17 protein-coding genes are annotated in these 24,159 nt (G+C 72.8%); 13 read left to right on the top strand and 4 right to left on the bottom strand.

The window, feature by feature from the left end; all coding sequences use genetic code 11:
* Positions 1 to 59: 59 nt before the first annotated feature.
* The 5 genes from LXT23_RS01520 to LXT23_RS01500 all read left to right on the top strand — a co-directional run bounded on the left by LXT23_RS01520 (position 60) and on the right by LXT23_RS01500 (position 9,895).
* Positions 60 to 3,140: an MG2 domain-containing protein gene (locus LXT23_RS01520; protein ID WP_253978248.1), complete on the top strand. Its 3,081-nt coding sequence runs from the start codon at positions 60 to 62 to the stop codon at positions 3,138 to 3,140.
* Positions 3,137 to 5,578, top strand: coding sequence for an alpha-2-macroglobulin family protein (locus tag LXT23_RS01515; protein ID WP_253978247.1), 2,442 nt, complete (start codon positions 3,137 to 3,139; stop codon positions 5,576 to 5,578). The genes LXT23_RS01520 and LXT23_RS01515 overlap by 4 nt, the downstream gene beginning before the upstream one ends.
* 176 nt (positions 5,579 to 5,754) lie before the next feature.
* Positions 5,755 to 6,819 (top strand): trypsin-like peptidase domain-containing protein, encoded by a 1,065-nt coding sequence (locus LXT23_RS01510; RefSeq protein ID WP_253978246.1) that lies wholly within the window; start codon positions 5,755 to 5,757, stop codon positions 6,817 to 6,819.
* Positions 6,820 to 6,862: 43 nt separating this feature from the next.
* Positions 6,863 to 9,421 carry an AAA family ATPase gene (locus tag LXT23_RS01505; RefSeq protein ID WP_253978245.1) on the top strand — a complete coding sequence of 853 codons (2,559 nt, stop codon included), beginning with the start codon at positions 6,863 to 6,865 and terminating at the stop codon, positions 9,419 to 9,421.
* A gap of 90 nt (positions 9,422 to 9,511) precedes the next feature.
* Positions 9,512 to 9,895, top strand: a complete 384-nt coding sequence (locus LXT23_RS01500) for a hypothetical protein (protein ID WP_253978244.1) — start codon at positions 9,512 to 9,514, stop codon at positions 9,893 to 9,895.
* Positions 9,896 to 9,898: 3 nt separating this feature from the next.
* Here LXT23_RS01500 and LXT23_RS01495 read toward each other — a convergent pair whose 3' ends face one another.
* Positions 9,899 to 11,404, bottom strand: coding sequence for a serine/threonine-protein kinase (locus LXT23_RS01495; protein WP_253978243.1), 1,506 nt, complete (start codon positions 11,402 to 11,404; stop codon positions 9,899 to 9,901).
* A gap of 44 nt (positions 11,405 to 11,448) precedes the next feature.
* Between LXT23_RS01495 and LXT23_RS01490 the strand changes: the two genes are divergently transcribed.
* The 7 genes from LXT23_RS01490 to LXT23_RS01460 all read left to right on the top strand — a co-directional run bounded on the left by LXT23_RS01490 (position 11,449) and on the right by LXT23_RS01460 (position 20,474).
* Positions 11,449 to 12,318 carry a YARHG domain-containing protein gene (locus LXT23_RS01490; RefSeq protein WP_253978242.1) on the top strand — a complete coding sequence of 290 codons (870 nt, stop codon included), beginning with the start codon at positions 11,449 to 11,451 and terminating at the stop codon, positions 12,316 to 12,318.
* A gap of 76 nt (positions 12,319 to 12,394) precedes the next feature.
* A complete protein-coding gene (locus LXT23_RS01485) occupies positions 12,395 to 13,081 on the top strand; it encodes a MotA/TolQ/ExbB proton channel family protein (RefSeq protein ID WP_253978241.1) in 687 nt (228 codons plus the stop codon).
* The gene (locus tag LXT23_RS01480; protein ID WP_253978240.1) at positions 13,071 to 13,499 is read left to right on the top strand and encodes an ExbD/TolR family protein; all 429 of its coding nucleotides are present in this window, start codon (positions 13,071 to 13,073) and stop codon (positions 13,497 to 13,499) included. Before LXT23_RS01485 ends, LXT23_RS01480 begins: the two co-directional genes overlap by 11 nt.
* 9 nt (positions 13,500 to 13,508) lie before the next feature.
* A complete protein-coding gene (locus LXT23_RS01475) occupies positions 13,509 to 14,300 on the top strand; it encodes an energy transducer TonB (RefSeq protein ID WP_253978239.1) in 792 nt (263 codons plus the stop codon).
* Positions 14,301 to 14,344: 44 nt separating this feature from the next.
* Positions 14,345 to 17,113, top strand: coding sequence for a TonB family protein (locus tag LXT23_RS01470; protein WP_253978238.1), 2,769 nt, complete (start codon positions 14,345 to 14,347; stop codon positions 17,111 to 17,113).
* Between the two features lies 1 nt (position 17,114).
* Positions 17,115 to 18,035: a hypothetical protein gene (locus tag LXT23_RS01465; protein ID WP_253978237.1), complete on the top strand. Its 921-nt coding sequence runs from the start codon at positions 17,115 to 17,117 to the stop codon at positions 18,033 to 18,035.
* Between the two features lie 87 nt (positions 18,036 to 18,122).
* Positions 18,123 to 20,474: a caspase family protein gene (locus LXT23_RS01460; RefSeq protein WP_253978236.1), complete on the top strand. Its 2,352-nt coding sequence runs from the start codon at positions 18,123 to 18,125 to the stop codon at positions 20,472 to 20,474.
* A 3-nt stretch (positions 20,475 to 20,477) separates the two neighbouring features.
* On the opposite strand, the gene LXT23_RS01455 is transcribed toward LXT23_RS01460, so the two are convergent.
* Positions 20,478 to 21,239 carry an SMI1/KNR4 family protein gene (locus LXT23_RS01455; protein ID WP_253978235.1) on the bottom strand — a complete coding sequence of 254 codons (762 nt, stop codon included), beginning with the start codon at positions 21,237 to 21,239 and terminating at the stop codon, positions 20,478 to 20,480.
* 69 nt (positions 21,240 to 21,308) lie between these two features.
* A complete protein-coding gene (locus tag LXT23_RS01450; RefSeq protein ID WP_253978234.1) occupies positions 21,309 to 22,091 on the bottom strand; it encodes an alpha/beta fold hydrolase in 783 nt (260 codons plus the stop codon).
* Positions 22,092 to 22,186: 95 nt separating this feature from the next.
* On the opposite strand from LXT23_RS01450, the gene LXT23_RS01445 reads away from it, so the two are divergent.
* A complete protein-coding gene (locus tag LXT23_RS01445) occupies positions 22,187 to 22,696 on the top strand; it encodes a nuclear transport factor 2 family protein (RefSeq protein ID WP_253978233.1) in 510 nt (169 codons plus the stop codon).
* Positions 22,697 to 22,773: 77 nt separating this feature from the next.
* Here LXT23_RS01445 and LXT23_RS01440 read toward each other — a convergent pair whose 3' ends face one another.
* Positions 22,774 to 24,117: an erythromycin esterase family protein gene (locus LXT23_RS01440; protein ID WP_253978232.1), complete on the bottom strand. Its 1,344-nt coding sequence runs from the start codon at positions 24,115 to 24,117 to the stop codon at positions 22,774 to 22,776.
* Positions 24,118 to 24,159: the final 42 nt, after the last annotated feature.

Genomic DNA, 24,159 nt, shown 5'->3' with positions numbered 1-24,159 from the left:
ACCGGGGGCTCGGCAGAGGACCGGCTTCCCGACATAGAGTGCGGGCCAGGGGAGGATGCATGACCAACCGTTTTCGCCGCCGGCTGCTGGCCGGGGGGCTCGCCGTGTTCCTCGTGGGAGGCGCACTGGCCGTGGCCTCCTGGGACGTGTGCCTGTCCGCCCGCGTGCTGCGCGGGGTGAAGGTGCCGCGCTGCCCGGACGGGGCGTTCCGTCAGACGGTGGGGCTGAACGCCCACGGCCTGTCGCGAGGCATCTCCGGCCCCGTCTCCGTGTGGGCCCAGGCGCATGCGCCGGACCCGCGCTTCGACGGGATGATGCAGGGGCGCGTGACGCGCGGCTTCGCGGAGCTGTTCCTCGTGGACGCGGACGGGAAGGAGACGCCCCTCACGCCGGACAAGGAGCTCCCCTGGACGCGCGATGACGCCGACACGCTGCAGGCCCGCGTCTCGCTGCCCCAGGTGCCGGACGGCGACTACACGCTGCGCGCCCGCGTCTCCACGCCGCTGGGCACGGACTCGGTGGACGCGCCGCTACCTTTATATGCGCCCGCGCGCGTGCACGTGCTGACGGACCGGCCGCTGTACGAGCCGGGCAACGAGGTGCGCTTCCGCGCGGTGGTGCTGCGTGCGAAGGACTTGTCGCCGCTGGATGGCCGGCCCGGCACGTGGCTCTTGAAGGACCCGTCCGGAGAGGTGGTGCTGGAGGAGCGCGCGCCGGCGGGCCCCTGGGGCGTGGTGGCCGGGAGCTTCCCGCTGGACAAGGGTGCGCCCACGGGGACGTGGACGGTGGCCTGGTCCAGCGGCGCCGCCTCGATGCAGGCCACCTTCAAGGTGGAGCCCTTCACGCTGCCGCGCTTCCGCGTGGAGGCCAGCAGCCCGCGGCCCTTCTGGCGCGCAGGTGAGACGCCGGAGGTGGAGGGACAGGTGGTGTACGCCTCGGGCGCGCCGGTGGCGGGCGCGGAGGTGGAGCTGGACTGGGGCCACTCGGGGGCCTGGCCTCCGCCGCTGGAGTGGATGGAGGACGGCGGGCTGCCGGAGCGCACGCGCACGGACGCCGCCGGGCGCTTCCGGGTGGTGCTGCCGCGCATCCCCGCGGACCTGCGCGGCACCGCGCAGCTCACCGCCAGCGTGGCGGCGAAGGACGGCGCGGGAGACCGCGTGGGAGGCGGGGTGTCGTTGCTTCTCACCGAGGACGCCATCGCCGTCTCCCCCGTGACGGAGCTGGAGGACGGGCTGGTGGCGGGCTTCAGCAACCGCATGTACCTGCGCGCCACCACCGCGGACGGCCGGGTGCTGCCCGGCACGGAGCTGACGGTGAAGCGCGCGTGGGATGCGCGCGACGAGGGCGTGCGCGCGGTGACGGACGAGGACGGCGTGGCGGCCTTCCAGCTGGACCCGGGGCCGCCCGTCAACGTGGTGGTTCCCCCCATGCCGGTGCGCCGGCCGCCGCCTCCGCCTCCCGTGGCGCTGGGCGGGCTGAAGGACGTGCTGGACGAGGACTCGGAGGCGTCGCTGCAGGACCAGCTCGCGGTGGAGCGCTGGCTGCCATCGCTCTTCCCGTGCGCGCGCTTCGTCGAGCCGGACGACGGCTCCGCGGAGGTGACGCTGGGGCTGCGCGTGGGCGCGGGCGGCGCGGTGGCGGACGTGGTGGGCGCGGACGGGGCGCTGGGCGCGTGCCTGGCCTCGGTGCTGCGCACCCGTGCGCTGGCGCCCGGACGTGAGCGCGTGCTGCAGCTGGCGCTGGAGGTCATCGACCCCGGCCTGCCCCGGCTGGAGCTGGAGGTGGAGACGGTCATCGGCAACGGCGGGCCGCTGACGGGCGTGCTGGCCACGGCCGCGCGTGACGCGCGGGTGTGCCTGCCCCGGAACGTGGAGCAGGAGGCCCCGCTGCCCGCGGCGCTGAGCTGGAAGCTGGGGGCAAAGGGCCTGGAGGTGTCCACGTCGTGGGTGTCCCTGCCGAAGCAGGAGGACGCGCTGCCCGCCTCGGTGCTGCCGTGCATCCAGGCGCGCTTCGTGGGGCTGCGGCTGCCCGCGTCCATGGAGAAGGTGGAGCGCAGCGAGGCCCTGGGCGTGGTGCGCTTCACCGCCTACCCGGCGGGTGCCAGCGACGAAGAGGACGGCCCGGCCATGGCCACCACCTTCCTGGGTTACGAGCTGGAGGTGAGCGCCGGCAAGGATGTGGGGAAGACGAAGCTGGTGCTGCGCCCGGCCCAGCTGCCGGACATGCGCCTGCGGGCCACGCCGGTGCTGGCGCGCGCGGGGGACGAGGTGCGCATCGACCTGATGCGCGGCCCGGGCTTCACGGGCCAGCTGCCCAAGGAGCTGGTGCTCCAGGCGGGCGGGACGCGGCTGGAGTCGAAGGTGGAGAAGGGCGCGGCGCGCTTCACGCTGCCGGCGGACTTCGAGGGCTGGGCCGAGGCCCAGTGGGGGAGCGCGATGGCGCGGGTGTACGTGGCGCCGCGCGCGCAGCTGTCCGTGGAGGTGTCACCGGAGAAGCCGGCGTACGCGCCCGGCGAGCTGGCCCGCCTCCAGCTGCGCACGCGGGTGGACGGCCAGGACGGCCCGGCGGCGGTGGGCCTGTTCGGCGTGGACGAGACGCTGGCGCAGCTCGCGCCGCTGCCGGGCGGTGACTCGCTGGGCAGCGTGAGGCCCTCGCCCACGGTGGCCACGCCCGCCTTCGGCGTGCTGGACGGACAGGCGCTGGCCATGGGGCGCATCCGCGGCTCCAACGCGGCCGCCGCGGCCCTGCTGCGCGTCAGCGCCGTGCCCCAGCGCGAGGACGCGGAGCCGCGGGTGTCGGTGAACGCGACGAGCCCCTTCGCGCCGGACGCGGAGCTGACCGAGCCCTTCTACGCGGTGCTCGCGGAGCTGCACACCCAGGTGCGCCAGTGGGAAGAGAAGGCGCCCGAGGGTGAGACGCTGGACCCCGCGGGCATGGCGAAGCTGTGGGAGGGCGCGCTGGCCGCCTGTGAGAAGCGCGGCGAGAAGGTGACGGACGCCTTCGGCCGCCGGCTGAGGCTGTCCCGGCTGCCCCAGGACCTGCTGGGCCTCACCGACCCCCGGTCGGTGGTGGCGAGCGGGACGCGGCTGCCGGAAGACGTGGAGAACTGGAACGCGTGGGTCGCCCGGGAGGCGCCATGAAGCGCACAATCATCGCGGGTGTCGTGGGCCTCCTGTCAGGGTTCTTCCTCCTGGCCTTCTTGATGTTGTTCGCGGGCGACACTGCCCGGTCCGCCTTCGGCGCGTCGGCGAGTGCGCTGGCGGGGGAGTCGGAGCCCCAGCTGATGCGCAAGTCGTTGAAGAACTTCGGCGACGACAGCGTCGGGTCGGCGGACGCCCAGGCGGAGATGGACGCGGTGCCGGCCCCGACGGCCGCAATGGCCCCGGGGATGGAGGGTGGGAGCGGGGGCATGGAGGCGCCACGCCTGCGCTCCACGCTCAAGAAGGGCCGGGGCGGTGGAGGCGCGGAGGTCGATAGCAACGCTGACGCGGCAAGGGAGGCGGCGCCGAGCCGGTCCTGGTTCCCGGAGACGTTCCTCTTCGAGCCGCTGGTGGTGACGGACGCGTCGGGCGCGGCGACGGTGCCGGTGCGCGTGCCGGACCGGCTCACCCGGTGGCGGGTGCTGGCGCTGGCGCACTCGCGCTCGGGAGCGCAGGCGGGCGCGGTGACGGGCTTCGCGGGCACGCTGCCCACCTACGTGGACCCGGTGCTGCCGCCCTTCCTGCGCGCGGGGGACTCGGCGCGGCTGCCGGTGCAGGTGGTGAACACGACGGAGTCCGCCGTGGAGACGGCGCTGAAGGTGGAGGCCCAGGGCGCCACCGTGGAGGGCGGCAGCCGCACGGTGCGGGTGCCCGCGCGGGGCAGCGTGGTGGAGTACGTGACGGTGAAGGTGGAGGGGCCGGGTCCGGTGGCCGTGCGCGCGACGCTGGGCAGCGCGGACGCGGTGGTGCGGGACTTCGACGTGTGGCCCACCGGGCGGCCGGTGGCCCAGTCGCGCGGGGGCACGCTGGCGGCGCCCCGCTCGCTGTCCCTGACCGGTCCTGTGGATGCGCAGCCGGGCAGTGAGCGCGTGCGGCTGCTCGTGTACCCCGGGGCGCTGGGCGTGCTGCGCTCGGAGCTGACCTCCGCGGGCGCGCGAGAGGGCACGGGGGACGTGGCCTACGCGCTGCTGCTCGCCGGCCGCGCGTCGGAGCTGCTGGCCGCGCTGGGAGAGACGCAGTCGGCGGAGGCGCTGAAGACGCTCACCTCGGCGAAGCGGCGCGAGGCGGCGCCCCAGCCGGTGGAGGGCGGCGTGGACGTGGAGGCGGTGCGCACCGCGCTCTCCCAGGCCACGCAGCGCGCGCTGCGCGCGGGCCGGGCGCCGGACGTGGCCACGGCGGCGCTGCTGGCGGAGGGCGCGCTGGCGCACCCGAACAACCCCGTGCTGGCCCGCCTGGGCGAGCGCCTGGCCGCGACGGTGGCGGCGGCGCAGCTGCCGGACGGCACCTGCCAGGGCGGAGACGGCTGGACGCTGCAGCGGCTGCTGGTGGCCACCGCGGACTGCACGCAGGCGGTGAACGCGGCGGTGGGCACGCCGGAGGGCAAGCGCCGGGCGGCCCTCTTCTCCGCGCGGGCCACGGGGGCGCTGGAGCGCAACCGCTCGCACGTGACGGACGGCTACACCGCGGCGGCGCTGGTGGCGAGCGGCGCGGTGACGGGCACGCTGCGCGACGACCTGCGCGCCCAGGTGCGCGGCGCGGTGAAGTCGCGCGAGGCGGGCGCGGCGTACCTGCCGGTAGAGGCCGGCGTGGTGGACGCCAGCGGCAGCACGCCCTCGGAGGCGGAGGCCACCGCGCTGGCGGTGCTGGCGCTGGAGGGTGACGCGCAGGCGCCGCTGGCGGACCTGGGCGCCTCGCTGCTCGCGGGCTACCAGCCGGCCTCGGGCTGGGGCAGCGGGCGCGCCAACCGCCTGGCGCTGCGGGCGGTGGTGGCCCTCTTCCGGGAGCCGCTGCCCGCCAGCGTCCGCGTGGTGCTGGAGCGCGACGGCCAGGTCGTCACCGAGGGCACCTTCGACGCGAAGGCGCTGCGCGAGCTGCTGGCGCTGGAGGCTCCGGCCGCGGGCTCGGGCGGGGCGCACACGTGGACGGTGCGCGCGGAGCCCGCCGTGCCAGGGCTGGGCTTCTCGCTGGCGCTGGCCGCGGCGGTGCCGTGGAAGGCCGAGTCGCAGGGCGGGCTGGAGCTGGCGGTGACGGGCCCCACGGAGGCGAAGGTGGGACAGCCGGCGGAGGTGGTGCTGCAGGCGTCCACCCCCTCCGGCCTCGCGCTGGAGCTGCGGCACGGGCTGCCCGCGGGCGTGCAGGTGGACCCGGCCAGCCTGGATGCGCTGGTGGCGGAGGGCAAGGTGACGTCCTGGGACTCCGAGGACGGCGCCGTCACGCTGCAGCTCCCACCCCGGGGCGCGGGCGAGCCCTTCCAGGCGCGCTTGCGCGTCATCCCCACGCTGGCAGGCACGCTGCGGGGTGGGGCCTCGTCGCTGAAGGTCCTCTCTCGCCCGGACCTCGTTTCCTACGTACCTCCCACGATATGGGCGGTGCGCTGAACCGGTGTCCCGCCGTACTCCTGCCCTCGGGGCCACTGCCGCGAACAGATGCCGAGGATTAAATGTCCATTCGGCGTCGTCCGGGTTCGTGAATCGAGGGCAGGCCCCGGGGTCCGATGGGAATCCCCCGCCGGACGCGGGAGGTTTTGGCGTGCGTCGCGAGGCCGGCCCGTCTCGTGGGTGGCTTCATTGCGGGTGACACCATGGAGCTCGACGGCGCGGAGAGAGACGAGCTGCTGAAGGTGCTGACCAGCGCCTTCCCCTCGGCCGAGGACCTGCGCCGGGTGGTGGTGTCCACCCGTCAACGCGAGCTGGAGCCGCTGGTTCCCTCCGGCACGGCCCGCGAGCGCGTCTTCGCCCTCGTCCGCCGGGCCGAGGCGGAGGGGTGGATTCGCGAGCTGGTGAAGGGCGCCCATGAGGCCCTGCCCCGCCACCCCCGGCTGCACCGCTTCGTGCTGGCGTACCTCGCGTCCGTCCAGCGCAGCATCCCGCGCGGCAGCCTGGAGCGCATCTTCGGCCCGAAGCGGGACGACGGCGGCGGGCCGGACGCGTGGCGCAGGCGCCTGGCGTCCATCGAACGACAGGTGTGCCGCGTGGAGCCCCAGGTGGGCGCGTCCCTGGGCACCGGCTTCCTCGTCGCCCCGAATGTCGTCCTCACCAACTTCCACGTCATCGAGAACAAGCTGCTGGAGTCGCTGCGCGTGCGCTTCGACCACAAGGTGCTGCCGGACCGGACGCTGCTCCAGCCGGGCACGGTGTACCGGGTGACGAAATGTCTGGCGCACAGCCCCTACAGCCCCGCGGACCTGATGCACCCCCGGCCGCGCGACGCCAACGTGAACGAGCTGGACTACGCCTTCCTCCAGGTGGAAGCGGCGCCTGGCGAGGCCCTGGTGGACGGCGAGCCCCGAGGCTGGCTGGAGCTGCCCGAGACGCACGCGCCCTTCTCGCCCGGCAGCCTCGTGCTCATCGTCCAGCACCCGGAGGGCCGGCCCATGAGCGTCGCGCTCGACGAGTTCCTGGGCGTCAACCCGGCGCGCACGCGCGTGACGTACCGGGCCTGCACGGGGCCGGGCTCCTCCGGCGCGCCCTGCTTCACCCAGGACCTGCGGCTGGCCGCGCTGCACCACAGCGGCGGCCCGCGCATGCCGTCCTCGCGGGGCCACAACGAGGGCATCCCCACCGACACCATCCGCGCCAGCCTGTCCCGGCAGATGCTGGCCCTGCTGGGCTGGACGTGAGGCGCTAACTGGAGCCGTGGGGCGTGCCTGTTATCGTCGGTGGATGAACCCCGCTTCCTCCCGTTCCGCCGTCCTTCGTCGTGGCGCGGGCCTCGCGAGCCTGGCCCTGGCCGTGCTGCTCACCGCGCCGTGGGAGGCCGCCCGGGCCCAGCCTCGGCTGCGCGTGGCCGGCGCCACCGCCAGCAACGAGGTGAAGCTGCGCACGCCGTCGGAGGACTTCCAGCGCGAGCTGCGCGTGGACCTGCTGCCCGGGGCCGGGCCGGACGGTGGCGTGGAGGACGCGCTGCCCGGCGGGGTGACGGTGCTGGTGGACCCGCTCCAGTCCCAGGACGGCGTGCAGGTGCCGCTGGTGACGACGCTGCGAGGGACGACCGAAGGCGGTGCCACCGCGCCCATCTCCACGCGCCAGCCGCTGCACCTCGAGGTGTCCGGGAAGCTGCCGGCGGCCGGGGACTACACGGGGCTGGTGGTGCTGGTGCACGCGGGCGGGCGGGAGACGGTGTCCCTCACCGTCACGCGCGTGCAGGCGGTGCCCGCGGTGCAGTTCGTCGCCACGTCCCCGGCGGTGGCCTCGTCGGGCTGGGGCTGGAGTCCCGTGGACGCCACCGTGAGGCTGCCCTTCAAGGAGACGGCGGGCGTGGGCGGCCGGCTGTCCGCGCCCCAGCTGCTCCAGCTCCAGCGCAAGGCGCCGGACCTGGGGGCGGCCCTCATCCAGCCCCAGTACGAGGGCGCGCACTTCGAGCTGGAGCGCGCGCTACCGGGCGGCGGCAGCCTGGAGGCGATTACGCTCGACGGGGGCATCCCGGTGGAGGCCCATGGCAGCGGCGCGGTGGTGCTGCGGCTGCGGGGGCTGGACGGGCCGGGCGAGTACACCGGCACGGTGCGGCTGGCGGTGCCCTCGGGGGCCCCGGTGGAGCAGGCCTTCACCGTCTGGGTGCGCACGCCGTGGCTGTGGGGCGCGATGCTCATCGCCATGGGGGCGCTGTCGTCGTACGCGGTGCGGCTGTACACGCAGCGCATCCGTCCCCGGGCGCAGCGGCTGCATCGGGCGCTGGCCCTGCGTGAGCGGGCCCAGGCGCTCATGGCGGGCAAGGGCGCGGAGGCGAAGGAGCTGGGCCTCGTGGTGCGCCGGCAGATTGACACGCTGGTGTCGGAGATTCGCAGGCCGGTGCGCGGCATTCGCGTGGGAGACGCGGAGCTGGCGGCGGTGGAGCCGCGGCTGCGGCTCTACGAGGCGTGGTGCGACGTCCACCGGAAGTTCCAGGCGCTGCCGAAGGATGTGCAGTCGGAGGAGGCCACCCGGCTGCTCGCCGAGGTGGACAAGGCCCTGCGCAGCGAGGCCACTCCAACGGAGCAGCTCGACGAGCGGCTCAAGGCGGTGCGCGAGCTGGACGTCGTCGGGCTGGCGCGGGCCGGGCTGAAGGCGCGGCTCCAGGACATCCAGGCGCAGGCGCGCGCGCTGGCGAAGCAGCGCGGTGAGGATGACGCCCTGGGCTTCCGCCTCAAGCACGAGCTGCTGCCCCTGCTCCAGGGCTTCCTCGACGGGCTCGCGCAGCAGGACGTGGCGACGGCGCGCGGCCAGGTGGACGTGGCCCGGAGCTCCTACTTCGACATCCTGTGCGAGGAGCTGGCCACGGCCATCGCGGGCCCACGGCCTCGCGGCTTCTCCACGGACGAGTGGAAGGAGCTCACCACGGACCTCAAGGAGCGGCTGCGCCAGGCCCGGGCGCGCGCGGGCACCAGCGTGGACGAGGCCTTCCGCCTGTACCAGGGCGCTCACGCCATCTACGTGCGCCGGCTCATCAAGGAGCTGCGCACCGAGGTGCAGGCGGAGCGCAAGGCGGCCACCACGGACGAGCAGCGCACCGCGCTGGACGGCGTCGACGCGAAGCTGGGCGAGGCGCTGGAGGCGCTCGGGGCGGAGGCTCCGCACGAGGCGGCGAGGAAGTACGGCGAGGCACGGGATGCGCTCGAGCGGAGCCAGACGGCCTGGCTGCGCCAGCGCCTCCTCCAACTGCGGACCGAGGTGCAGACCGCGCGGACCGGGACGCCGCAGCCGCACCAGCTCAAGGAGCTGGACGCCATCCGCTCCCTGCTGGACGACGCGCTGGCGGCGCTGGAAGTCGAGTCCCTTGCCGAGGTGACGCGACGGTACGAGCGGGCGCGAGCGGCCCTCCAGAGCTACCCGAGCCAGCCGCAGACCGCCGCCGCCACGATGGAGTTCCTCGCCCAGCACACGGAAGGCATCAGGGTACCGGCGGAGCCCGCGCCCAGCACCCCCACGGGCGGCAGCATCCCCTCGCTCCCGGACTCACCCCTGGCGGCGCCCGTGCTGGGCGAGCTGGAGGGGATGCCGCTGCCGGCCGCGCGCCACATGTGGCTGGTGGAGCTGGTCATGCTGCTGCTGCTCACCAGCGTCGCGGTGGCGCTGGGCCTCCAGCTCCTCAACGTCTTCTCACCGACGTGGGGCGGCTTCGGCGCGGGGATGACGGCCTTCCTCTGGGGCTTCGGCCTGCACCAGGTGGGCAACGCCACCTTCGAGGGGCTCACCGGCCTGCTCACCCGGGTGGAGAAGCAGGGCACGCCCTCCAGCGGCACCTGAGCCCTGGCCTGCTCGCTCCCCCGTCCTGACAGCGCCCGCGTCACATCCGCGGGCGGCCCGCTCCAGCCACCTGGAGACCGGGAGACCTTCATGAGCGCCGTGGAAATCATCCTCATCGGAGCGCTGGGCAGCGCGCTCCAGGAACTGCTGCACTGGTACAGCCTGCGAGAGCACCTGGCGACCGAGCGCTACAAGCGGCTCATCAAGTCCGTGCCCTACTGGATTGTCACCGGCCTGATGATTATCGGCGCGGGCGTGGCCGTGTACCTGTGGTTCGCGGGGGAGGGAGACATCCCCGCGCGCCAGTACCTCATCACCGGCGCGGCCCTGCCGCTCATCTTCAAGAAGGCGGTGGAGGCCGTCACGGGAGCCAAGGCGCCCGCCGTGGCGAGGAGGGACGAGGGGACGTCGGGCTCCCTGGTGGGCACCTACTTCGGCGCGGGAACCTTCGGCCGGGGAGAGCGCCTGGCGTGAGCCTCACGGCCCGCCGGTCGCCACCTCCACCGTGACGGGCAGCAGCCCGCGCTTGCGAGGGTAGGGCAGCGTCGCCAGTGCCTCCTCGATGCAGCGGGCCGTCACCGTGCCGGCCAGCGGGCCTGCCACCTTCGCCTCCGCCCGCCCCTGTCCGTCGAGGACGAGCTGCACGGGCACCCGCTCGCGCGCGCCCCCCGACAGGCACGAGGCGGCGCGCGCCTGCCCGCTCCGGGCCACCTGCGCGACCTCCTCCACGAAGGACTCGCGCGACTTCGCCACGCGCGCCACCACGGCGGATACGAGGAACAGCACGGCGCCCGCGCAGAGCAGCAGCAGCCGCGAGTGCGGGATGAATCGCGTCCCCGGCGTCGGCTTCGCAGAGGTCGCCCCGGCCTCGGGCTCCTGCTCGGACGCGGGCGGAAGCGCGTCCAGCGCGGCGGCTGCGGCGGCCCGGGCCCGCAGCTCCGGCAGCGAGGGCACGTGCGTCCGCGCGCGGATGCGCTCGTCACCAGAGAGCTCTCGCAGCAGCGCGGCCAGCTCCTCGCGCTCGTCTCCCGGACCGAAGGCGGAGCGCAGTGCCTCCATGGCGTGCGCGAAGTCGGCGGCGGTGGGGTAGCGGTCCTCGGGCCGGGGCGCCATGGCGCGCATCACCACCGAGTCCACGGTGGCGGGCAGGTCCGGCCGGTGGCGGCTCGGCGGCGGCGCGTCCCCGGTCTGCGCGGCCTTCAGCGAGTCGAAGTCCAGCGGGCGGCGGAACGGGTCCACGCCGGTGAGTGCCTCGTAGAGCGTCACCCCCAGCGCGTAGACGTCCACGCGCCGGTCTCCCAGCACGCGGCCCTTGCGCTGGGTCTCCGGCGGCTGCGAGCCCACGTGCTTGAAGATGGGGCCGTGCATCAGCCGCACGGCGGTGGAGGCGATGCCGAAGCCGGACAGCTTCACGTCGCCGTCGTACGTCAGCAGCACGTGGGCGGGGGCGACGTCCCGGTGCAGCACCTCCAGCTGCCGTCCCTCCGCGTCGCGGGCCTCGTGCGCGGCGTGCAGCCCCTGCGCCACGCGCGCGGCCACGGACAGCGCCACGGGCACGGGCATGCGCGCGCCCTTCGCCTCCAGCATGGCGAGCACGGTGGAGAGCGTCTCGCCCGGGACGTACTCGGTGACCAGCTGGAAGAAGAGGGGCCGGGGCGCTCCCCGCGCGGGCTCCGGCGGTACGTCCAGCCACGTGTCCAGCGTGCGGAGGATGTGGGGATGTGACAGGAGCGTGGCCAGCCGCCACTCCTCCTGGAAGACGGTGGCCGCGCTCTCACTGGCCGTCGAGCCGGTGGGGAGCTGGTGGATGAGGACGTTGTCGTGCTCGGTGCCGTCCGGGTCCACGCGCCGCGCGAGCAGGGCCCCCGTCGTCCCGAGCTCCGGCCGCTGGAAGAGCCCCACATAGGGGCCGAGCTGCCACAGCAGCGGCGCACCGTCGTGGAAGAGGGTGCGCTCCCGTGAGGGGTAGAGCAGGAAGGACAAGGGGGAAGTCTCCTGCGGGGAGCGTAGGCTATCGTTCGCGCGACATGAAATCGCCCACCGGTCCCCTCGGCTGTCTCGCCGTGCTCGCACTCCTGCTCGCGGCCCCGCGTGTCGAAGCGGGAGGTTGTCTCTGCGACAACGACCTCTACCCACGAGTCCTCCTGGGTACGGCCACACCCGAGGAGGTGGCACGGTGCGAGGAGGGCCGCCCCAGCCGCGAGGACGCGCTGAGCTGCCTGCGCGGGCTCTCCTTCAAGAACGTGAAGCAGGGAGACCAGACGGCCGAGTCCTTCCGGCTCGGCGTGGACGGGCTGGTGGCCGCGGCGAACGACAAGGCACTGGCCAGGGGAGCGGTGAATCTATTGCTCGCCTCGCAGTCCTACCGGGACGCCGGGGTGCGGGCGAAGGTCCGCCCCGTCATGGCGTCGGCGGGTCGCGCGCCCCTCTGGGACACGCTGGTGTCGGCGGCGGATGGGGACGCGGCCGCCTTCACCCGCGCGCTCTATCAGTACTGCGAGCAGTACCCCGTCATCTCCGAGCTGGCCCTGGAGGACGTGACGTTGGAGCAGCTCTGGCCACTGCCGCCGGGAGTGAAGCTCGCGGACGCGCGCAAGCGCCTGGCGTGTCCCTACGGCCAGCGCCTGGTGATGGGCGCCGCCATCCGCTCACTCCAGGGGACGCTGCCGAAGGAGGCGCTGGCGCTGCTGACCCCCGCGCAGCTGCGCCTCTTGCGCAACGCCGTGTACGCCCGCCACGGCCGCGTCTTCCAGGCGAAGGACCTCCAGGACTTCTTCACCCAGGAGTCCTGGTACCAGCCCGACCCCGCCTACACCGACGCACGTCTCACGCCCGAGGACCAGCGGCACCTGGAGCTCATCCAGGCCGCGGAGCCGAAGGGCGGAAAGAAGGGCTGAGTGCTTTTCGGGTGACACATCAAATGGGCGGCGGTGTTCCCTTCGCGCCAACGAGTTTCCAGAGGGGAAGAAAACCATGTCGTCCATCGCTGTCTTCGCCCAGGCGCACACCGAGGGTCTGGGTTGGCTCAGCAGCAAGCTGCTCGGGGTGACGCTCACCTCCGCCGAGTGGGTGCTGTGGGTGCTGGTGTGCCTGTCGGTGCTCTCCATCGCCATCATGCTGGAGCGGACGGTGTACTTCGCCCGCAACCGGCTGCCGGACTCGGAGGGGCTCGCGGTACGGCTGGCACGCGGTGAGCTGGAGGCGGTGCGGGTGGCCATCCAGGGCCGCAAGGGCATGGAGGCCGCCGTAATCCGCGAGGCCCTCGCCTCGTCCTCCCAGGGCGCCGACTCGGTGGAGCAGGTGATTGCCTCCACCATGGCGCGCGAGCGTCCGCAGTACGAGCGCTTCCTGTCGTTCCTGGGCACGCTGGGCAACAACGCCCCGTTCATCGGCCTGTTCGGCACGGTGCTCGGCATCATCAAGGCCTTCAACGACCTGGGGAAGATGGGCGCCAAGGGCGCGGCGATGCAGCAGACCGTCATGGCCGGCATCTCCGAGGCGCTGGTGGCCACGGCCGTGGGCCTCGCCGTCGCGATTCCGGCGGTGGTGGCCTTCAACATCTTCAACCGCCAGCTCAAGACGCTCACCAGCCGCGCCAACGCGCTGGGCCACGCGCTCGTGGGCAGCCTGCGTGCCGAGGTGCCGAACCATGGCCGGTAGCGCGCAGGACAACGAAGAGGAAATCACCGGCATCAACGTCACCCCGCTGGTGGACATCGTGCTGGTGCTGCTCATCATCTTCATGGTGACCGCCAACTTCATCGTCCGCGAGACGGTGGAGGTGGACCTGCCTCGCGCCGCCAACGGGGGCGAAACCGTGCAGGGCCTGGTCAACGTGGTGCTCGACAAGGACGGCAAGCTCTTCTTCGACGGCACCGAGCTGAGCGAGGCGGAGCTGTCCGCGAAGGTCGCCGAGCAGGTGGCCAAGGACAAGGACACCCGCGCCATCATCAGCGCCGACCAGTCCATTCCCTACGGCCGCGTCATGAAGCTCATCGACGTGGTGAAGGGCCAGGGCATCGCGAAGTTCGCCCTCAATATCGAAAAGGACGTCGCGCCCACCGCGCCGCGGGGCTGACGCGAACCCATGAGTGAGATGGTGCTCGACGACAGGGCGTGGGAGCCGCCCAGGCGCGGTGGCAATGGGCTGCTGGTGGGCTTCGTGGTCGGCTCGCTCACGCTGCACGGGCTGGGACTGGCGATGCTGCACCTGCGGCCCGCCCAGCGGCCCACGGTGCAGCGGCCAGTGGAGCTCGTCATGGTGGAGGTGCAGAAGCCGCCTCCGCCGCCGCCCGTGGTGGAGGAGCCGAAGCCCGAGCCACCTCCGCCGCCCAAGGTGCGCGTGAAGCCTCCGCCCATCAAGGTGGCCGAGGCGCCCAGGCCGCTACCACCTCCGCCGGTGGACGCGCCGCCTCCGCCCAACGAGACGCCCCCTCCGGCCGCGAAGCCGACGCCACTGGTGGTGGGCATGACGATGTCCTCCACCACCAGCGCGGGCAGCTTCGCGGCGCCGGTGGGCAACACGCTCTACGGCCGCACGGCGGACAAGGCGAAGGCGCCCCAGGAGGTGAGGGCGTACAGCGCGCCGAAGTACACGCCCATCTACCAGGTGGACCGGGAGCCGGAGCTGGCCAACGAGGTGAAGATTCCCTACCCGGACGAGGCGCGCCGGGCGGGCATCGAGGGCACGGTGACGCTGTCCATCACCGTGGACCTGGAGGGAAAGGTGGTGGCCGCCAGGGTGCTCAATGGGCCCGGCCATGGCCTCAACGAGGCGGCGCGCAACGCCATCCTCCGCTTCCGCTTCCGTCCCGCCCTCAAGGCCGGCGAGCCCGTCTCTACGGAGATGAAGTACTCCTACACGTTCCTGCTCGATTGACGCTCCCCCTCCCCGCTGGGAGGTGGAACACCCCAACACCCCGTATGCTCGCGTCCGCCATGTCCTCGAAATTGAAAACCCGAAGCGCCCTCGCCGCGGCCTCGCTCCTGCTGGCGACCCCCGCGCTCGCCCAGGAGGCGCCCCCGGCCAGCACGCCTCCCGCGGAGGCCGCACCCGCGCAGGCGCAACCCACGATTACGAAGCCCCCGGAGCTGGTGCAGCAGGTGGAGGCGCAGTATCCCCCTGACGCGCTCACGCAGGGCCTCACCGCCTCCGTGCGCCTCATCATCACCATCGCCGAGGACGGCACGGTGTCGGACGTGCAGCCCACGGAGCTCGTGGGCCACGGCTTCGACGAGGCCGCGCAGGCCGCCGTGCGCCAGTTCAAGTTCTCCCCGGCGGAGGTGGACGGCGTGCCCGCGCCGGTGCAGGTGGAGTACGTCTACCACTTCACCCTCACCGCTCCGCCCGTCGAGCCCGAAGCGCAGGCCCAGGCCGAGGTCGAGGCGAAGCAGGCCACCCTCACCGGCCAGCTCATCTCGCGTGGCAGCCGCTCGCGCGTGGCCGGCGCCACCGTGCGCTGCGGTGACGACCCGGAGGCGCCCGAGGCGGTGTCCGACGCGGAGGGCCGCTTCACCCTCGTGGTTCCTCCGGGGGAGTGCGCGGTGCGTGTGGTGGCGTCCGGCCACCAGCTCTACCAGACGAAGGAGCAGCTCAAGGAGAACGAGACGACGGAGGTGAACTTCTACCTCGCTCCCGCGGGCGGCGCGCTGGAGACGGTGGTGCGCTCCGAGCGGCCGAAGAAGGAAGTGGTCCGCCGCACGATAACGCGCGAGGAGGCGCAGAAGACGCCGGGGACTTTCGGCGACCCCATCCGCGTCATCCAGGCGCTGCCCGGCGTGGCGCGCGCGCCCTTCATCTCCGGCGAGCTGCTGGTGCGCGGCTCCAACCCGGGCCAGACGGCGACGATGATGGACGGGGTCCGCATCCCCATCCTCTTCCACCTGCTCGGCGGCCCCTCGGTGGTGAACTCCGAGTTCATCGACCAGCTCGACTTCTACCCGGGTGGCTACGGCAGCCAGTACGGCCGCGCGGTGGGCGGCATCGTCGAGGTGGGCACGCGCAAGGGCGCCGCGGACACGCTGCACGGCTCGGTGAAGGTGGACGTGCTGGACGCGGGCTTCTTCCTGGAGTCGCCCATCACCGACGGCATCAGCGTGGCCGCCGCCGCGCGCCGCTCGTACGTCGACACGCTGCTGCCCCTGTTCCTGCCCAAGACGGAGGGCAGCACGCTCTCCGTGGTGCCGCGCTACTGGGACTACCAGCTGCGCGTGGACTTCGGCGCCAAGCGCGGGGCCGCCTCCGAGGAGGAGGCCCAGGCCCAGGCGGGTGGCGCGCGCAGCAGCGGCTACATCATGGCCTTCGGCAGCGACGACCAGCTCCGCGTGGTGACGTCTGGCGACGAGGCGGACACGGACATCTCGCTGGACACGCAGACGACCTTCCACCGGCTGAAGGGTGACTGGACGTACCGCAAGGGCAACCTCACCTCCGTCTTCACGCCGTACGTGGGCCTGGACTTCTCCAACTTCGAGTTCGGCACCGCGAAGCAGGACGGCCGGCAGTACTCCGTGGGCGCGCGCGAGGTGCTGGGCCTGGAGCTGTCCCCCACGCTCACGGTGCGCACGGGCCTGGACCTCGTCTACGAGCGGGAGACCTACGACGTGGAGTTCCCCGCGCCCGAGGGCATCGAGTACGTGCCCTTCCCGGGCGCCGAGTCGGTGGGCGAGTTGGTGAAGGAGAAGGTGGGGCTCGGCTCCTTCGACGGCGCGCTCTTCGTGGAGGCGGACCTGAAGCTGGGCAAGTTCACCTTCACTCCGGGCCTGCGCGGCAACCTCCAGCTGGTGGGTGACACGCAGAACCTCGCGCTGGACCCGCGCCTGTGGGTCCGCTTCACGGCCACCGAGCGCACCAGCCTCAAGGGCTCGCTCGGCCTCTACAGCCAGGCGCCGGAGACGTTCCGCTTCATCGTGGAGCCCTACGGCACGCCGGACCTGGTGTACCAGCGCGCCTTCCAGACGAGCCTCGGCGTGGAGCACCGCCTCACCGACGTGTTCAACGTGGACGTGACGGGCTTCTTCAACCGCCGCTTCAAGAACGTCGTCGCCCCCGGGCAGGTCGTCACGAGGACGGAGGGGGGCTTCTACCAGGAGCGCTACTCCAACGATGGCATCGGCCGCGCGTATGGCGTGGAGCTGATGGTGAAGAAGAACCGGGCCTCGGCGACGGACAAGATTTCCGGCTGGCTGTCGTACACCTTCAGCCACGCCGAGGACGGCCGAGCGGGGCGCAAGCCCGCGGTGGACGGCGGCTTCGGCGGTGGCGGCGGCTTCAACGACACCGATGAGACGTACGGCCTCAGCCCGTGGGACCAGACGCACATCCTCACGCTGGTGACCGGCTACGTGCTGGGCAACGGCTGGGAGCTGGGCGGGCGCTTCCGCTACACCACCGGCCGGCCGACGACGCCGCTGCTGCACCGGTACGATTTGTACCAGTCGGACCGCAACGGCTACGACCCCACCTGGGGCCCCTACGCGTCCGCGCGGACGGCGGGCTTCCACCAGCTGGACGTGCGCGTGGACAAGAGCTGGCAGTTCCAGAGCTGGACGCTGACGGCGTATCTCGACGTGCAGAACCTCTACAACGCCGAGAACGTCGAGTTCACCTTCAACGATTACCGGGAGCGCAACGAGTACGAGATCCCGGGCATCCCCATCCTCCCCGTGGTGGGCGTGAAAGGAAGCTTCTGACATGAAGGCCCTGCTCAAGTATGGCGGCCTCCTGCTGGCGCTGAGCGTGGTCGCCTGTGTCGACCCCGAGGACCAGCCTTCGAAGGTGTATGACTTCCGGGTGCTGGGCATCTCCACGGAGAGCCCCGAGCTGATGGCGCCCAGCTGCGAGCGCACGCCGGAGGCGCTGGAGGCCCTGGCGGCGCCGGTGACGTACCGCGCGCTGCTGGTGGACCCCAAGGGCGGCGGGCGCCCCATCCAGTACGAGCTGTGGGCGTGTGCGGACACGGACGACAGCACGTGCTCGGACGAGGCCAACCGCGTGCTGCTGTCGGAGGGCACGGCGACCGAGGGAGAGCTGACGCTCTCCATCCGCCCCGGCGCGGCGACGCTGGCCGAGGACACGCTGCTGCTGGAGCGCGTGCAGGAGAAGGACCCCTACAAGGGGCTGGGTGGCATCCGCATGCCGCTGGTGCTCCACGTGGTGGCGGGCGACGAGGAGGTCTACGCGCAGAAGCTGATGGTCTTCTGGTGCCCGGTGGTGGAGGGCATGACGGCCAACGTGCAGCCGCAGATTCCGGGCCTCCGGGTGGACGACGCGCCGTGGCCGGAGGGCGAGGTTCTGGAGCTGCGCGGCAAGGGCCCCTTCGTGGTGACGGTGGACGACGTGACGGCGCTCCAGGAGACGTACGTGGTGCCGGGCCTGCGGCTGGACGCGGTGACGCTGAAGGAGGCCTGGGAGATTTCCTGGCACACCACGCTGGGCGAGTTCGCCGGGCAGGTGACAGGTGGCGCGGACTTCGGCGGCCAGCTGGGCAAGCACCGCACGGAGTGGGAGCCGCCCGAGGACGCGACGGCGCAGGAGGTGACGTTCTGGGCCGTGGTGCGGGACGGGCGGGGCGGCAGCTCCTGGCAGGTGCGGCGGGCGCGCTGGAGTCCCTGAGCGCGGCTCGCAAGGGGGCGGCCAAACGCGGTATGCATCCGGCGCTCACGTGAGGTCGGGCCGGGGCCGGTACGGAGCAGGATGCGGATGATGATGCGCACCACAGCGGGGGAGTGGGGACGTGTGGCCGGCCTGCTGCTGGCCGCCGTCTGGCTGGGGCCATGGTGCGTGCCGGGCGCGGAGGCCGCGAGCCCGGGAGTACCGAAGGTGGCGGCCGTCGCGCGCGCCTCCGGGCCGAACCCAGGGCAGGTGGGGCCGTACGCCCCGGAGGCAGTGGCTCCCGGCTCCGCCGCGCCGAAGCCGGAGGCCACGGCCCCTCGAACGCCGGAGGCGGTCTCCGCTCCCACCGCCGCGCCTGCGGCGCAGGTGCAAGCTCCTACCGATGAACCGGCGCCGACGCTGCGCCGCTTCGCCCTCATCGTCGGCTCCAGCGAGGGCGGCCCGGGGCGCGAGCGGCTGCGCTACGCGGGCTCGGACGCGCTGGCGATGTCGCGCGTGCTGGAAGAACTCGGCGGCGTGGCGGTGGCGGACCGGGTGCTGCTGCTGGAGGCGGACCGGAGCGCGCTGCTCAAGGCCCTGGAGCGGATGAAGTTCCTCGTCGAGGACGCGTCCACGTCGGGCGTGCGGCGCGAGCTGGTGCTCTACTACTCGGGCCACTCGGACGGAGAGGGGCTGCTGCCGCGAGGCGAGCGTCTCTCCTACGACGACCTCCGGAAGAGCTTGAGCGCGGTGCCGGTGGACGTGCGCATCGCCATCCTCGACTCGTGCGGCTCCGGCGCGCTCACCCGCTACAAGGGCGGCGTGCGCCGGCCCGCCTTCCTCACGGACACCGCGTCACAGGTGCGCGGCCACGCCTACCTCGCGTCCAGCTCCGCGGACGAGGTGGCGCAGGAGTCGGACAGCATCGGCGCGTCCTTCTTCACGCACTTCCTCGTCACGGGCCTGAGGGGCGCGGCGGACGTCAGCGCCGACGGGCGCGTCACGCTGAACGAGGCCTACCAGTTCGCCTTCCACGAGACGCTCGCGCGCACCGAGCGCTCCCAGGGTGGGCCGCAGCACGCGGCCTATGACATCCAGCTCGCGGGCAGCGGAGACCTGGTGCTGACGGACCTGCGCGCGGGCACCGCGCGCCTCACCGTGGCGGCGGACGTGCAGGGCCGCCTCTTCGTGCGCGACTGGGGCAACCAGCTCGTCGCGGAGCTCCAGAAGCCCGGAGGCCGGCGGCTCGCGCTGGGCCTGGAGGCGGGCCGCTACCACTTCGTCCTGGAGCGCCCCACGCAGCGCTTCGAGGCCGAGCTGGCCGTCTCCGCCAAAGGCGGCGCGGAGCTGCGCGCGGAGCACTTCGTCCCGGTGACGCTCACCCGCACGGCGGCGCGAGGCGGCGAGGGCGCCGAGCCGATGGCCGAGGTGACGGACGCCCAGGCCGCCAGCGTGGATGCGCCCACCGTGCCCTTCAACCTCTCGCTGGTGCCGCCACTCTCCAGCACCGCGCTCTGGGGAGGCAGCGGCCTCAACCACGTGGCGGTGGGCGCGCTGGCGGTGCGCTCGCTCCAGCTCCGGGGCCTGGGCGCGGCGGGCGGCGTGGGCTGGGTGGACGGGACGATGGAGGGCGTGCAGCTGTCGGGCATCGCCAACGTCGCCGGAGGTGAGGTGCTGGGACTGCAGGGCGCCATCGGCGGCAACCTGGCCTACGGCGGTGGAACGGGGGCCCAGGTGTCCGCCGTCTTCAACATGGCGGAGGGTGACTTCACGGGCGTCCAGCTCAGCAGCACGGCGAATCGCGCCGCCGCCGGAATGACGGGCCTCCAGCTGGCCGCGGGAATCAACCTGTCGGAGCGGCTCGCCGGGACACAGCTGGGGCTCATCAACATCTCCGGGGACGTGTCGGGCCTGCAGCTGGGGCTCATCAACGTGGCCACGCGCGTGCGCGGCGTGCAGCTGGGGCTCATCAACATCGCGGATGACGTCTCGGTGCCCATCGGCATCCTGAGCATCGTGCGCAAGGGACGCTTCGCCTTCGAGGTGTCCGCGGACGACACCGCTCCGCTCTCCGTGAGCCTCAAGTACGGCAGTCGCTCCGTCTATGTGCTGGCCATCGAGGGACTGCGTCTGTCGGACGGCTCCCTGGAGACCTTCACGATGGCGGGGCTGGGCGTGCACTTCCCTCTGACTGAAGATGACCGGTTCTACCTGGACGTGGATGTCGCCACCCAGCTGTTCGCTGCAGAGGAAGAAGGCTCCCTGAGCCGGCTGCGGGCCATGGTGGGGTGGGAGCTGAGGCGGCGCTTCGCCCTCATCGCGGGAGTCACCCTCAACTTCTACCACCTCGCCCCCGAGGACGAGCAGAAGGACCTGTCCTTGTTCCCCCAGTGGAAGCTGGGGAGCAAGCCGGACGCGACGCGGATGTGGCCGGGGCTGCTGCTCGGCGTGCGCATCTGAGCGTCAGAGGGGCACGCCCTTCTTGAGCCGCAGTTGGAGCTCGTCCTGGAGCCGGGCCAGGCGCTCGCGGAACCACTCCCGGAAGTCGGAGGAGGCGTCGTAGAGCTCGTCGGGCTCGTCGTGGCGGCGCAGGAACACGGGGGCCTCTCCCGCGGCAGTCCGCCGGGCGCAGAGGGCGAAGACCGCCTCGCCGTTCTCGTGGTCGGCCACGTGCAGCAGCCGTCGCGGTGCGCCCGGGTCGAGCGAGGTGCCGTCCTGGGCGACGGCCCGGATGAAGCGCTCGGCCGTCAGCGCCACCTCCGCTTCGAGCGAGGCGCTCGCGGCGGCCAGCCGTCCCACGGCCGTCGTGGCGTCGTCCCACGGATTGAGGAAGGAGACCGAGCCGAGCTCCAGGAGGAACTCCGCGAAGGACGGAGGCAGCTTGACGCCCAGCGCCTTCTCGGCGGCCTCGAGCTCCGGGAGCGTCGCCTGCTTGCCCACGAGGGATACCGCTTCGGTGCGCCCTCCGAAGACACGGGCACCGGCGTCCGGCTCTCGGCGCAGCAGCTCGGCGAACCAGGCGTTCATCGCGGCCACCTGCTCCCGGTAGCTGCCACCGCTCTTGGCGCCAGGCGCGGCAAGGCCCTGCGAGGCGAGGTGGGACTGCCTGTCTCGCGCCTGCTTCTCGGCCTCGATGCGCTCGGCCTGTTCCTTCGAGGCGAGGCCCGCCTTCTGGAAGGCCGCGGCGAGCCCTCCGAGGGCGGGCGGCTTGTTCTTTCCACCCATGACTTGCTCCCGTGTCCCGTCGCGCTGTGTGCATCGCGAGGCCCTTCGCGGCCCGCGCCCTCCGGCCTCTTACGCCCGCTGCAGCAGCCACTCCAGCAGCGCCTGCGCCGCGTCCACGTGGACGAAGTGGCCGGCGTCCGGCAGCGTGGCCACGGGGCACCCGGCGGCGACCATGCGGTCCGCGTCCGAGTCCGGCACGTACTTGCTGCGCCCGCCCCGGATGCAGCGCATGGGCGGAGCGTCCTTGCGCTCCAGCGCGGCCCACAGGTCCGTGCCGTTGACGCGCGAGTGCAGCTCCGCCAGCGCCTGCCGGTCGAACCGCCAGCGCACGCCGTCCGGCTCGGTGACGAGGTTCATCAACAGCCAGTCCGACAGGTGCTCGGACAGCTTCCGCCCGGTGAGCTCCGCGCGCATGGCCCGGCGGCTCTCCGCGCGCGGCGGCGCCTGGAGCAGGATGCCCAGCACCTTGCCGCTGTCGGACAAGTCCCCCGGCACCGGCCCCGGGGTGATGTCCAGCAGCGTCACGCTCTTCACGGCCTCGGGGACATGGAGGCTGCCGGCGAGCGACACCCGCCCGCCCAGCGAGTGCCCCACCCAGTCGAACGGCCCGGTGAAGCCCTTCGCGCGCGCGGTGTCCACCACGTCGCGAGCCAGGGTGTAGAGGTCGGCGCCCGGCGGCAGCGCGGGCGAGGCGCCATGGCCGGTGAGGTCCGGCAGCAGGAAGCGGCGGCTCGGGTCCGCCGCGCTCCACGCCGTCGCCAGGGTGCGCAGGTTGCGCCCCGTGCCGAGGAAGCCGTGCAGCAGCACGGTGGGCACGTTGCCCTCACCCACCAGGAAGCTCTCGAGGACCATGCAAGTCCCACCTTTCGATTCGCACCGCCGCCTTGACGGGGGGCGGGCCGTGCCGCTTCATACCGCGAACCCTCTTGCTGACGAGGTCTCTCCGCGTGACGACCGTCTCCCTGTTGCTCCTGGTGCTTGCCGCTGCCCCCGCGGGTGGAACCGCCGCCGACCCGAAGGCCGCTGTCGCCGCCGTGCTGGATGACTGGCACAAGGCCGCCGCCGCGGCGGACGAGCCGCGCTACTTCGGCCACTTCACCGCCGACGCCGTCTTCATGGGCACCGACGCCACCGAGCGCTGGACGCGCGACGAGTTCCGCGCCTGGTCCAAGCCGTACTTCGCCAAGGGCAAGGCGTGGAGCTTCAAGGCCGTCACCCGCCACATCACCTTGTCGAAGGACGGCGCGCTGGCCTGGTTCGACGAGACGCTGGACACGCCCAACCTGGGGCCTTCCCGGGGCAGCGGCGTGCTGGTGAAGGAGGGCAACGCCTGGAAGATTGCCCAGTACAACCTGTCCGTGCCGGTGCCCAACGACTTGATGGACGACGTGGTGAAGCGCATCGCGGCGTTCGAGAAGACGAAGGCGGCGGGGAAGGACGGCAAGGCAAAGCAGTAGCCCGCTCGGGAGAGGAATGGAGTGGGGATGCCACGGCCCATGGGGTCGGACCCGGGTCGTGGCTCCCACCCCGCTCCTCACAAGCCGAACGGGTAGGTATCGGGCGCGTCCTCCTCCTCGTGGCCGGAGTCGGCGTCGAGGGGACGCAGGGCGCGCGTCTCGTCGTAGTGCAGCACTGCGTCGAACTGCTCCGCCAGGTCCGCGTGGAAGTAGTGGCTCCAGCGCTCGGTGCGTGGGGCGTACACCACGCCGATGGCGCGCTCCAGCCGGCGCTCGCGCAGGCCGCCGGCCGCCTCGCCCAGGTCCTTCATCCGCAGGAGGAAGGCGGGCAGGCCCACTTCGTGGAAGAGGTGCTCGTAGCTGCCGGGCATGGCGGGCTGGATGCGGCGGCGCAGGCCGGGCTCGTCCCACTCGTGCGCGGCGATGACGACGCCGGTGTACGTGGTGAAGCCCAGGTTGTAGGCCGTGTCGCCGTGGCGCTCGCGCATGAGCTGGCCCAGGTTCAGCTCGCCCTGGTCGCCCAGGTGCGTGGCGCGGGCATCACCCAGGTGCGAGTTGTGGGCCCAGATGATGATGCGTGACTGCCGGCCCTGGCGGGACAGGTGCGCGGCGAGCGCGTCCACGGTGTCCGCCATGTGCGTGTCGCGCAGGTTCCAGCTCTCGTGCCTGCCGGCGTACATGGAGCGGTAGTAGGCCTCCGCGTTGACGGCGAGCCGGGCGTTCTGCTCGGCGAAGAAGCGCGCGTCCTCGTCCGCGCCCTTCAGCGGCGGGCGCCGCTGCAGCTCCTCGAGCTGCGCGCGCACCGCCTTCTCACAGGTGTCCGAGTCACCGTAGGCGGCGGCCCGGCCATAGACCTGGGGCTCCTCACCGAAGTGCTCGATGCAGGCGTAGCGCTCGCGGGCGCGCTGGGCGGCGTCGGGGTCCACCGATTCCAAGTAGGCCACGACGGCGCGCATGGAGGCATGGAGGCTGTAGAGGTCCAGCCCGTAGAAGCCCGCGCGCTTCTCCCGGGGGAGGGAGGCGTTGTGGGCGCGCATCCAGGTGACCAGCTCTTCTATCTCCCGGTTGCGCCACATCCACCGGGGAAAGCGCTGGAAGTCCCCCAGGGCGCCATTGGCGCTCGTGTCGCGGCCGTCGCCCTGGACGAAGGCGTTGACGCGCAGGGCATCCGGCCAGTCCGCCTCCACGGCGACGGCGGTGAAGCCATGGTGGGCGATGAGGCGGCGGGTGATGGCGGCGCGAGCCTTGTAGAACTCGTGGGTGCCGTGGGTGGCCTCGCCGAGGAGGACGAAGCGGGCATCCGCCATGGCCTCGATGAGCGGCTCCAGGTCCGCGGGGTGTCCGGTGACTGGGAGCGCGGCGGCTCGGATGCCCTCCAGCAGGGCAGGCGGCACGTCCTGCTCGTCCTCGAACGGGCTCATGCACTCCAAGGTGGGGCGGCCAGCCCAGCCTGACCAGGGGCC

Origin of the sequence: Pyxidicoccus xibeiensis, from assembly GCF_024198175.1 — a bacterium.
Lineage (GTDB): Bacteria > Myxococcota > Myxococcia > Myxococcales > Myxococcaceae > Myxococcus > Myxococcus xibeiensis.
This window is presented reverse-complemented; position numbering and strand designations above follow the sequence as displayed.